Here is a 13,449-nt window from a genome sequence, read left to right on the forward strand (position 1 = left end):
CCATCGAGCGCGTCATCGGCGTCCCGGGCCAGCCGGTCGGCGATGGCGGTGCCGCCGACGCCGTTGAGATAGGCGGACACCCCGAGCTGTACGACCTTGCTGAAGGTCTGGTAGTGCGCGCTGCGCGGGCGCGGTGCGGCCGCCATCAGCGCCGCGTGCAGGGTGCGGGGGTCGGGCCGGGGCTCCGGCCGCCCCGTGGCGCCGTGCTCACCGCGTTCGGCGTCGTCGGGCGGCAGCGGGCAGTGCGGTGCCGTGGCCGCCTCCCGGTAGGCCGAGTCGCGGGTGGCCGCGAACCCCCGCTCCAGCAGACAGCGTTCGCTGCCGGGGCCGGTCAGCGCCTCGATCAGGGACCGCGCGCCGGCGGGCCGGGTGCTGCCGGCCGCGAGGGCGAGATTCTGCCCGCCCAGCACGGACATCCGTTTGCCGTCGCTGGGGCGGGCCGGCAGCTGGGTGACGTCGAACTGCTCGCCGGGTGTGAGCTTCTCGGCGACCGAGGCGTATTCGACCGGCCAGTTGCGCATGAACAGCGCGCGGCCGTCGGCGAACCAGCGGCGGCTCTCCGTCTCGTCCATCGTGGTGGCCTCGTGCGGCATGATCGAGTCGAGCCGGAGTTTGAGGTCGGCGATGCCCTGCTGGAGCGCGCCGACCTGCGCGCCCTTGGTGAAGCTGGTGGCGTCCGGGTCGCCGCCGTTGACCCAGGCCGACTCCAGGGTGTTGACGGTCAGCCCCTCGTAGGGCCGCAGCTGGGCGACCATGCCGTACATCCTGGGCCGCTGTTTCTTGTGGCCGGAGGCAGCGTCCCGGGCGGATTCGCGGTTGTAGTCCTGCGCCACCTCGGTCGCCACGTCCTTCAACTCGCCCCAGTTGGACGGGGCGCCGTGGCCGTACGCGCGAAGGATGTCCTTGCGGTAGTAGAGCAGCCCGGCGTCGGTGTTGAAGGGCACCCCCCATACCTTGCCGTCGTACTCGACCGTCTTGGCCACGCTGTCCAGGAAGTCGCCGTTCAGGGCCGTGGCCCAGGGACGGATCACGCCCGCCTCGGCGAACTCCGCGGTCCAGGCGACATCGAGGTTGAGCACGTCGTAGCCGCCGTTGCCGGACTGGCCGGCCGCCAGCAGCTGGCTGCGCTGGCCGTCGGCGGTGTCCGGGAGTTTGACGATCCGGACCGTACGGCCGGTCCGCCGCTCCCAGTCGTGGATCAGGTCCTGACGGACACCGGAGCTGCTGAGGTCACTGCCGGTGGCGAGGACGATCGCGCCCTTCTCCGGGACGAGTTGCTCCCCCGGTGCGCAGCCGCTCGCCGCGAACATCAGGGCGAGACAGGCCAGGGCGGCGGGTGCGGCGGTGCGTGGTGCGGTCATCGGTCCCCCTTGGTGGCCGTGCCGATGGAGGCGATCCGTCCGGCCAGGGTGTCGACGGCCTGCGGGCCGCCGGGCACACACTGGCCGTGGGAGGCGTCGGCCAGCCGCTGGAGGGCGAAGGTGTCACAGCCGTTCTTGCCCAGCGCCAGCGCCAGGACGGGCACTTCGGGGCCCTCCTCGACGAGGGTGCCGAGGGTCCGCTCCACGCCCGCCGCGCGCCCCGGGCCCGCACCGTCGTCCTGGTCGAGGATCAGCACGATGGCCTTGTTGGTGGCCGGGGACTTCTTCATCCTGCGCACCGCGCGGGTCAGCGCTTCCTCCATCGCGGCCCCGTGCTCGACCAGTTCGCCGCCCGCGATCCGGTTCAGCGCGGCCCGGCCCGGTGCCGGGTCGGCGCTGCCGGGCGCGACGAGCTCGCGCACCGCGTCGGCGTCGGTGGGGTGCCCGCGGTCCGGGAAGGCCCACAGGCCGTAGGTGTGGCGGGCGCCGACCATCTCCAGGACGCGCCCGGCCGCGCGCAGGGCGGTCGGCAGCCGGCCGCCGTCGGCCATGGAGGTGGAGGTGTCGAGGAGGATCAGCACCTGGCTGGACTTCTGGGCCTTGTCGTAGCCGTCCAGTACCTGGGAGACCTGGTCCGGGTCCGCTGTGAAGGGGACGGTCGGGGCGAGGGGGCTGACGTCCGCGCGGCTGTCGAGCAGCGGTGAGCCCGCCCCCGGGCCGGTGCCGTGCACACCACGGTAGCCCTGGGCGGTGAGGGTGCGCCGGCCGCCGTCCGCGGCGCGCAGCCAGGTCGCGAAGCGGGCCACGGCGGCCTGCCGTGGGGTGGCGTCCCGGGTGCCGTGCCAGTCGACCCGGATCAGGGGGTGGTCGAGGGCGGGGACGTCCCGGGGGTAGTAGGCGACATAGCGGCTGCGGAGCGGGAGCGGGGCGTCCAGGGCCGGGCAACTGCCGGTGGCGCGGCCGAGGTTGTAGTCGGCGAGGGACTTCTCCGAGACCAGGGGGGCGGACTTCGTACGGTCGACGGAGCCGGCGGCGTCCGCGTCGGGGCGCAGCGAGCACAGCAGTTCGGTGCTGCCCGCGTACTGGCTGCCGGGGGCGGACAGCCGCTCCTCGGCGTGCCGGGCCAGGGTGAGGTCGGGCGCGCCGGACGAAGCGGCGTCCGAGCCGTCGTGGGTGAGGTAGAGGCCGAGGGTGTGCAGCAGTCCGGTGCCGGACAGCACCGGGCTCGGCCGCAGCAGCCGGAGGTCGCGGTGGGTGCGGTCGGTGCCGGTGAGCAGCTCCCGCCAGGAGGCGCCGGCCGGTTCGACGTCGTCCAGCCGGCGGTGTGCCGGGATGCCGACGACCAGGGGGGTGTAGGCGACCGGGGCGCTGTAGTGCAGGGTCGCCGGGGAGCCCTTGGCGGGCATCCCGCGGCGGGCCTCGTAGTAGTCGGCGGTGGATTCGGGGATCCAGATGTCGGGCTGGGGTCCGGGCCGGTAGAGGGGGTCGATGCCCTTGTCGTCCGGTCCGTCCTTGCCGGTGCCGTGGGCCTCGCCCTGCCAGCGGTCGGCGGCGGCGAAGCCCTGGTCGACCTGGTCCTTGGCAGCGGAGTAGACGGTGATCTGGGCGCGCCGGCAGCCGTCGGGGAGGTCGCCCTCGCCGTTGAGGGGCCGGGTGTTGGCGTCGGACATCTCGTAGTCGAAGGCCGCCTGGCGCAGCGCGGGTTCGGCCTCGGGCGCGGTGAGCAGCCGCAGTTCGAGGGCGGGCGGGCAGGCTGCGGCGGCGCCCGGGAGGTTCAGCAGGACGACGCCCGCGGTGGCCGGTACGGCGATGATCGCCAGCACCATCAGGATCCGGAACCAGTGCCGGAAGGAGGTGTTCAGCCGGCGCCGTAAGCGGATCCGCAGCGGGGTGGGGGGCCGGATGCCGGGGGTGGCGAAGGACAGGATGACGTCGTCGACGGTGTTCTGCTTGGCCGAGCGGGGCTCCCAGACGTCGCCCATCGGGGTCTGCTCGCCGGCCAGTTGGTCCCGCAGCTCCCGGACGAGGTCCTCGAAGGTGACGAACCGCTTGCCGGGGATGCCCTCTTCCAGGATCTGCCGCAGGGCGCGGGTGAAGACACTGCCGCCGGTGGGCTCCTCGCCGCTGAAGATCCGGCGGTTGGGCTGTGCGGCCATCAGCAGCGACGTGGGGGTGCGGCAGGCGTGGAAGGCCTCCCCGGCGTTGCCGGCGTAACAGCACTCCAGGACGATCACGATCCGGTCGGCCCGCGCGTTGTCCAGGTAGGACAGCACGGTGTCCTGCCAGGAGACGGTTTTGTGCCGCCGTTCCGACGCACCGACCATGAGCTGGAGATTGCCGCCGTCCCGGCCGACCCGGCCGTGGCCGGAGAAGTACACCAGCAGCAGTCCGCGGGCCTCCTGGGTGACGGCGTCCAGGGCCTGTTCGACCTCCCAGGGCTCCTGGGGCCGGCAGATGACGACCTCGCCCTTGGTGAAGAGGTCGGTGCCGGGGGCGAGCAGGACGCGTTCGAGTTCCTGGGGGTTGTCCCGTACGGCGGGCAGCGGCCGCAGGTGGCGGTAGTCGTCGACGCAGATCAGCAGCGCCCGGTTGACCTTGCCGCGTGCGTCGTATTCGGACATCCGGCTCAGTCCCCGGCGGTGCTGCCGCCCCCGTTCGCCGGGCTGCCGGGATCGGGGCGTTCGGGGGCCGGGGCGCCCGGTCCCGGGTCGCCCAGTGCGCGCAGTTCGCCGTCCCCGCCGCCGACCGCCACGGCGGGCCGTTCGCCGGTGTCGCGTTCCTCCCTGCGGCGGCGCAGCCACTCGCGCAGGGCGATGCTCAGGCTCTTGGTGATCTCGGCGGCGACCGCGCCGACCACGACCAGGATCAGGTCGTCGACGCCGATGGCCATGTCGCCGGGGCCGTCGTCGCGCTCCCCCGCCGGCCGCAGCTCCCAGTCGTGCGGCCGCCCGTTCAGCCAGGGCTCGCGCTCCAGCCACGCCTTGAGGTCCTCGGCGTCCTGGTCAGGATTGTTCGTGCCCGTGATCCTGATACGGATCTCGTGACGGTCAGCGCGCTGCGGCATCCCCCGGCCCCCTTCCGGCGGCCCCTTCGCCGCCGTGCACCAGATAGTGACGCGGGATCAGGTGCGCGGGCAACCGTCCGTGACCCCCCAGCCACGCTGTGGCGTGCGCCACAGCGCCTGCCACGGGGCAGCGTCGCAGGTCAAGGGTGAGTTGACGGCGTTCGCGGGGCGTGGTGGACTGCCGGAGCCAATCGGCGACAGCAGAGGAAGTCCGGTGCGAATCCGGCGCGGTCCCGCCACTGTCACCGGGGAGCGTTCCTCCAGCGAAGGCCACGGTCCGCCTCGCATACGTCGGATGACGTACGCGGGACTGGAAGGCCGGAGGACACGCCGATCCGGGAGCCAGGAGACTCTGGTCGCCGTCACGTCGAGCCAGGGCGCGGACCCTGAGTGAGGACATACCGCCATGCCCGGCCGCCCCTTGAGATCGCCACTGCCCGCTGCCGCAGGGCTCCTTCGGGGCCGGGCGGGACGTCACGGACGCGCCCTGACGGCGGTCTGACCCGATGCGCGGCGAACACGCGGGATATGCGTGCGGCGCGGCCCTCGGCTTTCTCGGCGACCTGATCGCGGCGGATCCGCGGCGCGGCCATCCGGTGGCCGCGTTCGGCCGGGCCGCGGGCGCCGTCGAGCGCCGGCTGTGGCGCGACCACCGTGGTTACGGGGCGGCTCATGCCGTGCTGTGTGCGGGCGGGGCCGCGGCCGGTGCGGCGCTGCTGGAGCGCGCGGTGCGGGGCTCGGCTTCCGCTTCTCTGCTGTCGCTCCGTGGTGGCGCCCGGGTCGCGCTGACTGCGGCGACGGCCTGGGCCGTGCTGGGCGGCACCTCGCTGGGCCGGGAGGCACGGGCCGTCGGCGGGGCGCTGACGGCGGGTGATCTGGACGTGGCACGGGAGCGGCTGCCGCATCTGTGCGGGCGCGATCCGCAGGCGCTGGACGGGCCGCAGATGGCCCGTGCGGTGGTGGAGTCGGTCGCCGAGAACACCTCCGACGCGGTGGTCGGCGCCCTGGTATGGGGCGCGTTGGGCGGAGTGCCCGGTCTGGTGGCGTTCCGTGCGGTGAACACCCTGGACGCGATGGTGGGGCACAAGTCGCCGCGCTACCGCCGCTTCGGCTGGGCCGCGGCCCGGCTCGACGATCTCGCCGGCTGGCCCGGCTCCCGGCTGACCGCCGCGCTGACCGTGCTCGCCGGCCCCGACCGGCGCGGTGCGCTGCGGGCCTGGCGGGCGGACGGCGGTGCGCATCCGAGCCCCAACGCGGGCCCGGTGGAGGCGTCGTTCGCGGGTGCGCTGGGCGTACGGCTGGGCGGCACGCTGGCGTACGGCGGGCGGGTGGAACACCGTCCGGTGCTCAACGGCCCGGCGCCGCCGGTGGCGGTGGACGACATCGAGCGCGCGGTGCGGCTCTCCCGGCGGGTAAGTGTGCTGGCACTGGCGACGACGGTGGCGGCGCGGGCGGCGGGCGGCGCCGCGCGGGCTGTGGTGGCCCGGGGGGCGTTGGCTCGGGGGGCCAAGGGGCTCGGGCGTGAGGCGGGCGCGGTATGAGGCCGTCCGTTTTTTCCCCGCCGCCCACCCCCCTTCGGGGGGTGGGCGGGTGTAGTGACCCGAAGCGCAGGAGGAGGAGGAGGAGCCGGTGAACGGGCGGTTGAAGGCAGCCGGCGGGGCGGTCGGCGGTGGCCTGTTGGTGGCCGGGACGACGTCCGACGCCGGTAAGAGCGTGGTGACGGCCGGGATCTGCCGCTGGCTGGTCCGGCAGGGCGTCCGGGTGGCGCCCTTCAAGGCACAGAACATGTCGCTGAATTCGTTCGTCACGCGCGAGGGCGCGGAGATCGGACGGGCCCAGGCGATGCAGGCCGCCGCGGCGCGGGTGGAGCCGACCGCGCTGATGAACCCCGTCCTGCTCAAGCCGGGCAGTGACCGCAGCAGCCAGGTGGTGCTGCTGGGGAAGCCGGTGGGAGAGCTCAGTGCCCGGGGGTACTTCGGGGGGACGTCCCAGGGGAAGACGCAGTACGCGGGCCGCCGGGAGCAGTTGCTCGGGACGGTGACCGACTGCCTCCAGGAGCTGCGGCGTACCCATGACGCGGTGATCTGCGAGGGCGCCGGCAGTCCCGCCGAGATCAATCTGCGGCGCACCGACATCGTGAACATGGGCCTCGCACGGGCCGCCCGTATCCCGGCGGTCGTGGTCGGTGACATCGACCGCGGCGGGGTGTTCGCCTCGTTCTTCGGCACCACCGCGCTGCTGTCCAAGGAGGACCAGGCGCTGGTCGCGGGCTATCTGGTCAACAAGTTCCGGGGCGATGTGACGCTGCTGGAGCCGGGCCTTGCGATGCTGCGCGGCCTCACGGGGCGGCAGACGCTGGGCGTGCTGCCCTTCGCGCACGGGCTCGGCATCGACGAGGAGGACGGCCTGAGGGTGTCGCTGCGCGGCGCGGTGCGCGAGAGCGTGGTGGCTCCGCCGCACGGCGCGGATGTGCTGCGGGTGGCGGTCTGTGCCGCACCGCTGATGTCGAACTTCACGGACGTGGACGCGCTGGCCGCCGAACCGGGCGTGGTGGTGCGGTTCGTGGACCGGCCCGAGGAACTGGCCGACGCCGACCTGGTGGTGCTGCCGGGGACCCGGGGCACGGTCCGGGCGCTGGCATGGCTGCGGGAGCGCGGGCTGGCGGACGCGATCACCCGGCGGGCCGCCGAGGGGCGCCCGGTGCTGGGCATCTGCGGCGGCTTCCAGATGCTGGGCGAGCGCATCGAGGACGAGGTCGAGTCGAGGGCGGGCGTGGTCGACGGGCTGGGGCTGCTGCCCGTACGGGTGCGGTTCGCGGCGGAGAAGACGCTCGCGCGGCCGGCCGGCGAGGCGCTGGGCGAGCCGGTGGAGGGCTACGAGATCCACCACGGTGTCGCCGAAGTGACCGGCGGGGAGGAGGCGTTCATCTCTGATGACCAAGGGCGCAGCCTGGACGGCTGCCGGGCCGGCTCCGTATGGGGCACGCACTGGCACGGGTCGCTGGAGAGCGACGGCTTCCGCCGGGCCTTCCTGCGGCGGGTCGCGGCGGACGCGGGCCGGGCGTTCGTCCCGGCCCCCGACACCCGGTTCGGCGTGCTGCGCGAGGAACAGCTGGACCGGCTGGGCGATCTGATCGAGGAGCACGCGGACACCGGCGCGCTGCTGCGGCTGATCGAGGAAGGGGTGCCGGAGGGACTGCCGTTCGTGCCTCCGGGGGCGCCATGAGGGGTACGCACAGGACGAATACGGAGCTCGACGGCGACGTGGAGGACGACACAGCATGACGACCGCGCACAACACGACCCCGCAGTACCCCTTCACCGCGGTGGTCGGGATGGCCGATCTGCGGCTCGCGCTGCTGCTGAACGCGGTGAGCCCCGCGGTGGGCGGCGTACTGGTCCGCGGGGAGAAGGGCACCGCCAAGAGCACCGCCGTCCGGGCGCTGTCGGCGCTGATGCCGGCCGTGGACGTGGTCAGCGGCTGCCGCTTCGCCTGCGCCCCGGCCGCCCCGGACCCCGGCTGTCCCGACGGGCCGCACGGGACGGGCGGCGTCGAGGAGCGCCCGACGCGGATGGTCGAACTCCCCGTCGGCGCCTCCGAGGACCGGCTGGTCGGCGCGCTGGACATCGAGCGCGCGCTGTCGGAGGGCGTGAAGGCCTTCGAGCCGGGCCTGCTGGCGGACGCGCACCGCGGCATCCTGTACGTCGACGAGGTCAATCTGCTCCATGACCACCTCGTGGACCTGCTGCTGGACGCGGCCGCCATGGGCGCCTCGTACGTGGAGCGCGAGGGTGTCTCCGTGCGCCACGCGGCCCGTTTCCTGCTCGTCGGGACGATGAACCCCGAAGAGGGCGAGCTGCGGCCGCAGTTGCTGGACCGCTTCGGGCTCACGGTCGAGGTCGCCGCCTCGCGCGAGCCCGACGAGCGGGTGACGGTCGTCCGGCGGCGGCTGGCCTACGACGCCGATCCGGCCGGTTTCGCGGCGGAGTGGGCGGCCGAGGAGGACGCGCTGCGCGGGCGGATCGCCGCGGCCCGGGAGCTGCTGCCGCGGGTGACGCTGGGCGATGCGGCGCTCCGGCAGATCGCCGCGACCTGTGCCGCGTTCGAGGTGGACGGGATGCGCGCGGACATCGTGATGGCGCGTACCGCCACCGCGCTGGCCGCCTGGGCGGGGCGGACGGACGTCCTGGAGGAGGACGTGCGACAGGCGGCGCTGCTGGCGCTGCCGCACCGCCGGCGCCGCAACCCCTTCGACGCCCCCGGCCTGGACGAGGACAAACTCGACCGGACGCTGGAGGAGTTCGGCGCGGACGAGAACGCCGACGAGAACGCGGACAAGGACACGGACGGCGACGACGACCCGGAGCCGGACGGTCCGGACGGCGGCCCCGACGGGGGCGGTCCGGACGGAGGCGGTCCGGAGGGCGGCGGGCATCCGCCGCAGGACGGCGGCCCGGAGGAGGCGCCGCTTCCCCCGGAGGCCGAACTCCCCCACCAGCAGGAGCGGGAGGCCCCGCAGACCCCGGAGAAGGCCGAGCCCGAGAGCGCGCCTCAGGGGGGCGCGGCCGGGGAGAAGGCGGCGGTCGGGGCCACCGAACCGTTCCGCACCCGGCGCCTGGATGTGCCGGGCCTGGGCGAGGGCGCGGACGGCCGCCGCTCCCGGGCCCGTACCGCCCACGGCCGGACGACCGGCGCCCGCCGCCCGCACGGTGCCCTGGGCAAGCTGCATCTGTCGGCGACCGTGCAGGCCGCGGCGCCGCACCAGCGGGCCCGTGGCCGCAGCGGGCGGGGGCTGGTGGTGCGCCGGGACGATCTGCGCGAGGCGGTCCGCGAGGGGCGGGAGGGCAATCTGGTCCTGTTCGTCGTGGACGCCTCCGGTTCGATGGCGGCCCGCAAGCGGATGAGCGCGGTCAAGGGCGCGGTGCTCTCGCTGCTGCTGGATGCCTACCAGCGGCGCGACAAGATCGGCCTGATCACCTTCCGCGGCACCGGCGCCGAGCTGGCGCTGCCCCCGACGTCCTCGGTCGAGGCGGGTGCCGCGCGGCTGGAGCAGCTGCCGACGGGGGGCCGTACGCCGCTGTCCGAGGGCCTGCTGAAGGCCCATGAGGTGCTGCGGGTGGAGCGGATGCGGGATGCCTCGCGGCGCCCGCTGCTGGTGGTCGTCACCGACGGCCGCGCGACCGGCGGCCCGGAGCCCGTCGTCCGGTCCGCCCGCGCCGCCCGGCTGCTGGCCGCTGAGGGCACCGCGTCGGTGGTCGTGGACTGTGAGGCGGGCCCGGTGCGGCTGGGTCTCGCGGGCGAGCTGGCCCGTGAGCTCCAGGGCACCGCGATCACCCTCGACGAACTGCGCGCGGACAGTGTCTCCGCGCTCGTACGGACCGTGCAGGGCAACAGGAAGGCCGCGTAATGCCGCAGGGACAGCCGTCCGTCGTACCGAACGACGGGCTCACCACCCGCCAGCGCCGCAACCGTCCGCTGGTGTTCGTCCACACCGGGCAGGGCAAGGGCAAGTCCACCGCCGCCTTCGGGCTGGCGCTGCGCGCCTGGAACCAGGGCTGGCCGGTCGGGGTGTTCCAGTTCGTGAAGTCGGCGAAGTGGAAGGTCGGCGAGGAGCGGGCGCTGAAGGTGCTCGGGGAGTCCGGTGAGGGCGGCACCGTCGCCTGGCACAAGATGGGCGAGGGCTGGTCCTGGGTGCAGCGCGACATCGCCTCCAGCGAGGACGCGGCGCGCGAGGGCTGGGAGCAGGTCAAGCGGGATCTGGCCGCGGAGACCTACAAGCTGCTGGTGCTGGACGAGTTCGCGTATCCGCTGAAGTGGGGCTGGATCGACACCGAGGAGGTGGTGTCGGCGCTGCGCGACCGTCCCGGTACGCAGCATGTCGTCATCACCGGGCGGGGCGCCCCCGAGGCGCTGCTGGACTTCGCCGATCTGGTGACGGACATGACCAAGGTCAAGCACCCGATGGACACGGGCCAGAAGGGCCAGCGGGGCATCGAATGGTGAACAGGGAGCACAGCGCGTGAGCGGCGGGTCGATTCCCCGGCTGGTGATCGCCGCGCCGTCGTCGGGCGCGGGCAAGACGACGGTGGCCACCGGCCTGATGGCGGCGTTCGCCGAGGCCGGGCTCACGGTGTCGCCGCACAAGGTGGGCCCGGACTACATCGACCCGGGCTACCACTCCCTGGCCACCGGACGCCCCGGCCGCAATCTGGACGCCTACCTGTGCGGGCCCGGCCGGATCGCGCCGCTGTTCCTGCACGGCGCGGCGGGCGCCGATCTCGCGCTCGTCGAGGGCGTGATGGGGCTGTTCGACGGGGCGTCCGGAATGGGCGAGCTGTCCTCGACGGCGCAGGTGGCGAAGCTGCTGCGGGCGCCGGTGGTGCTGGTGGTGGACGCGTCCTCGCAGTCCCGGTCGGTGGCCGCGCTGGTACACGGCTTCGCGTCCTGGGACCCGGAGGTGCGGCTGGCCGGGGTGATCCTCAACAAGGTCGGCTCGGACCGTCACGAGGAGCTGCTGCGGGAGGCGATGGACTCCTCCGGTGTGCCGGTGCTGGGCGCGCTGCGCCGGGACGGCCGGGCCGGTACGCCCTCCCGGCACCTGGGCCTGGTGCCGGTCGCCGAACGGCGGACCGAGGCGGTGGAGTCGGTGGCCGAACTCGCCGCCCGGGTCCGCGAGGGCTGTGATCTGGAAGCGCTGCTGGCGCTGGCGCGTACGGTGCCGGAGCTGCCGGACGCGGCCTGGGACCCGGCGGCGCAGCTCGCACCGGCCGGCGATGCGCCCACGCCGCAGAAGCCGCTGATCGCCGTCGCGGGCGGTGCCGCGTTCACCTTCTCCTACGCCGAACACGCCGAGCTGCTGGCCGCCGCGGGCGCCGAGGTGGCCCCGTTCGACCCGCTGCGGGACGAGCAACTGCCGCCCGGCACACAGGGGTTGGTGATCGGCGGCGGCTTTCCCGAGATGTACGCGCCGGACCTGTCGGCGAACGCCCCGCTGCGCGCCGCGGTGGCCGGACTGGCCGCCTCCGGGGCGCCGGTGTCCGCCGAGTGCGCCGGGCTGCTGTACCTCTCCCGGTCCCTGGACGGGAAGCCGATGTGCGGAGTGCTGCCCGCCGAGGCCCGGATGACCGAACGGCTCACCCTCGGCTACCGCGAGGCGGTGGCGCTGCGGGACAACGCGCTGGCCGCGGCCGGCACCCGGGTGCGCGGCCACGAGTTCCACCGCACGGCGCTGGAGCCGGGCGCGGGCGCGGATCCGGCGTGGGGGCTGACGCATCCGGAGCGCCGGGTGGAGGGCTTTGTCTCCGGCGGGGTGCATGCCTCATATCTGCATGTGCACTGGGCCGCCGAACCGTCGCTGGCCGGGCGGCTGGTGGCGAGCGCGGCACGGAGCGCGGCGGCATCGGGGGGCGCGCGATGAGCGGCGTACGGCTGGTGACCGGCGTAAGGCCGGTGGGCAGCGGCCGGCACCCGGGCCGGGGAGCCGTAGCGCTATGACGCACCGGGCCCCCGACGCGACCGACCAGACCGACGGGACCGACGGTGCCGCGGCGCCGCTGGTCGTCGGGGTCGGGGCGCGCCGTGGTGTGCCGATGGCCGAGGTGCTGGAGCTGATCGCGGCCGCCCGCGCGGCGGCGGGGTGTACGGACCGGCCGGTCGTCGCGCTGGCGACGGTCGCGGCCAAGGCGGCGGAGCCGGGCCTGCTCGGGGCGGCCCGCCGGCTGGGGGTGCCGTTGCGGTCGTTCCCGGCGGCGGCCCTGGCGGCGGTGCCGGTGCCCGGTCCGTCCGGCGCCGCGGCGGCCGCCGTCGGGACGCCGAGCGTGGCCGAGGCGGCGGCGCTGCTGGCCGCCGGGCCGGGCGCGGAACTGCTCGCCGGCAAACGGAAGTCGGCGCCGCGGGACCGGCCGCCCGGGGCAACCTGTGCGCTGGCCGGGCCCGCTGTAACGGAGAGCGGTGCCCTTACCGCTGGTAGGAGGGAGCGGCCACCGACCGCTCTTCCGCTGCGGATATCGTCATGACCTCCCCCAACCCGCCCCGCCGTGGCCCGGATCGGTGGACGGGGGCGGTCGCCGGCGACCCGGCGCCCGGCAGCGGACCCACCGGTACCAAGGAGACCTAGTGACGACCTCTCCCGCACTGCTCATCGCCGGTCACGGCACCCGCGACGAAGGCGGGGCCGACGCCCTGCGCGCCCTGGTGCATCTGCTCGCCGAGCGCCACCCCGAGGTGCCCGTCGCCGGCGGGTTCTTCGGCGTCCCCGGCTCGCCGCTGCCGCTGTCCGACGCCGTCGACGGTCTCGTCGAGCGGGGCGCCAACCGCCTCGCCGTCATACCCCTGCTGACGGCCCCGACCGGCCCGGTCCCGGAGGCGCTGCCCACGGTGCTGGCGCAGGCGAGCGAGCGCCACCCCGGGCTCGCCCATGTCTGCGGCGCCGAACTGGGGCCGCACCCCAAGCTGCTCGACGTACTGGAGCGGCGGCTGGACCAGGCACTGGGCAGCGGCGCCCGCAAGCCCGCGGACCGGGCCCGCACCACGGTGCTGCTGGTGGGCCACGGCGCGACCGATCCGTACGCCAACGCCGAGGTGGCCCGGGCCGCGCGGCTGCTGTGGGAGGGGCGCGGCTTCGCGGGCGTGGAGACCGCGTTCGTCGCGCAGGCGGCACCCGACGTCCCGGCGGGCCTGGACCGCTGCCGGGCGCTGGCGGCCGCGGCGGGCGCCGGCGAGGCGGGCCGGATCGTGGTGCTGCCCTACTTCCTGCTGCCCGGCGGCCCGGTGGAGCGGCTGCACATGCAGGCCGAGGGCTGGGCCGCGGCGCACCCCGGCACCGACGTCTTCGGCGCGACGGTGATCGGCCCGGAGCCCGAGGTGGCCGACGTGATCATGGAGCGCTACCGCGCGGCGGTGGCGGGCGAGCCGCCGTTCGGCGCCGCGCCGTGCAGTTGCCGGGCGGCGGCGGAGGACGCCCGGCGGGCACACGGCGCGGCCTGGCCGGGCGCTTCCCTGACCGCGGGCGCCGGGGAACGGTGA

General features: G+C 74.9%; 10 protein-coding genes and 1 riboswitch. Of the genes, 7 read left to right on the forward strand and 3 right to left on the reverse strand.

What is annotated here, in order from left to right:
• From AC3EUV_RS15675 to AC3EUV_RS15685, 3 genes are all read right to left on the reverse strand, one after another.
• A partial coding sequence (locus AC3EUV_RS15675; protein ID WP_435603167.1) for an extracellular solute-binding protein occupies positions 1 to 1,361 on the reverse strand: 1,361 nt, incomplete at its 3' end.
• Positions 1,358 to 3,982, reverse strand: coding sequence for a caspase family protein (locus AC3EUV_RS15680; RefSeq protein ID WP_435603168.1), 2,625 nt, complete (start codon positions 3,980 to 3,982; stop codon positions 1,358 to 1,360). The genes AC3EUV_RS15680 and AC3EUV_RS15675, both read right to left, overlap by 4 nt.
• 5 nt (positions 3,983 to 3,987) lie before the next feature.
• Positions 3,988 to 4,425, reverse strand: a complete 438-nt coding sequence (locus tag AC3EUV_RS15685) for an effector-associated constant component EACC1 (RefSeq protein ID WP_432147019.1) — start codon at positions 4,423 to 4,425, stop codon at positions 3,988 to 3,990.
• Positions 4,426 to 4,628: 203 nt separating this feature from the next.
• Positions 4,629 to 4,778: riboswitch (cobalamin riboswitch) on the forward strand.
• Between the two features lie 153 nt (positions 4,779 to 4,931).
• Between AC3EUV_RS15685 and AC3EUV_RS15690 the strand changes: the two genes are divergently transcribed.
• The 7 genes from AC3EUV_RS15690 to AC3EUV_RS15720 all read left to right on the forward strand — a co-directional run bounded on the left by AC3EUV_RS15690 (position 4,932) and on the right by AC3EUV_RS15720 (position 13,449).
• Positions 4,932 to 5,966 carry a cobalamin biosynthesis protein gene (locus tag AC3EUV_RS15690; RefSeq protein WP_435603169.1) on the forward strand — a complete coding sequence of 345 codons (1,035 nt, stop codon included), beginning with the start codon at positions 4,932 to 4,934 and terminating at the stop codon, positions 5,964 to 5,966.
• A gap of 88 nt (positions 5,967 to 6,054) precedes the next feature.
• The gene (locus tag AC3EUV_RS15695; protein WP_435603170.1) at positions 6,055 to 7,650 is read left to right on the forward strand and encodes a cobyric acid synthase; all 1,596 of its coding nucleotides are present in this window, start codon (positions 6,055 to 6,057) and stop codon (positions 7,648 to 7,650) included.
• 55 nt (positions 7,651 to 7,705) lie between these two features.
• On the forward strand, positions 7,706 to 9,832 hold the full coding sequence (locus AC3EUV_RS15700; protein WP_435603171.1) for a putative cobaltochelatase: 2,127 nt from the start codon (positions 7,706 to 7,708) through the stop codon (positions 9,830 to 9,832).
• The gene (gene cobO / locus AC3EUV_RS15705; protein WP_387248754.1) at positions 9,832 to 10,428 is read left to right on the forward strand and encodes a cob(I)yrinic acid a,c-diamide adenosyltransferase; all 597 of its coding nucleotides are present in this window, start codon (positions 9,832 to 9,834) and stop codon (positions 10,426 to 10,428) included. Before AC3EUV_RS15700 ends, cobO begins: the two co-directional genes overlap by 1 nt.
• 16 nt (positions 10,429 to 10,444) lie before the next feature.
• Positions 10,445 to 11,842 (forward strand): cobyrinic acid a,c-diamide synthase CobB, encoded by a 1,398-nt coding sequence (locus AC3EUV_RS15710; protein WP_435603172.1) that lies wholly within the window; start codon positions 10,445 to 10,447, stop codon positions 11,840 to 11,842.
• 73 nt (positions 11,843 to 11,915) lie between these two features.
• Positions 11,916 to 12,440: a cobalamin biosynthesis protein gene (locus AC3EUV_RS15715; protein ID WP_435603173.1), complete on the forward strand. Its 525-nt coding sequence runs from the start codon at positions 11,916 to 11,918 to the stop codon at positions 12,438 to 12,440.
• Between the two features lie 100 nt (positions 12,441 to 12,540).
• Positions 12,541 to 13,449, forward strand: a complete 909-nt coding sequence (locus AC3EUV_RS15720) for a sirohydrochlorin chelatase (protein ID WP_435603174.1) — start codon at positions 12,541 to 12,543, stop codon at positions 13,447 to 13,449.

The sequence above is a fragment of the Streptomyces sp. bgisy130 genome, from assembly GCF_057708345.1.

Coding starts and splice junctions, on each gene's coding strand:
- AC3EUV_RS15680 (WP_435603168.1), bottom strand. CDS start 3,982: ATGTCCGAATACGACGCACGCGGCAAGGTCAACCGGGCGCTGCTGATC.
- AC3EUV_RS15685 (WP_432147019.1), bottom strand. CDS start 4,425: ATGCCGCAGCGCGCTGACCGTCACGAGATCCGTATCAGGATCACGGGC.
- AC3EUV_RS15690 (WP_435603169.1), top strand. CDS start 4,932: ATGCGCGGCGAACACGCGGGATATGCGTGCGGCGCGGCCCTCGGCTTT.
- AC3EUV_RS15700 (WP_435603171.1), top strand. CDS start 7,706: ATGACGACCGCGCACAACACGACCCCGCAGTACCCCTTCACCGCGGTG.
- cobO (WP_387248754.1), top strand. CDS start 9,832: ATGCCGCAGGGACAGCCGTCCGTCGTACCGAACGACGGGCTCACCACC.
- AC3EUV_RS15715 (WP_435603173.1), top strand. CDS start 11,916: ATGACGCACCGGGCCCCCGACGCGACCGACCAGACCGACGGGACCGAC.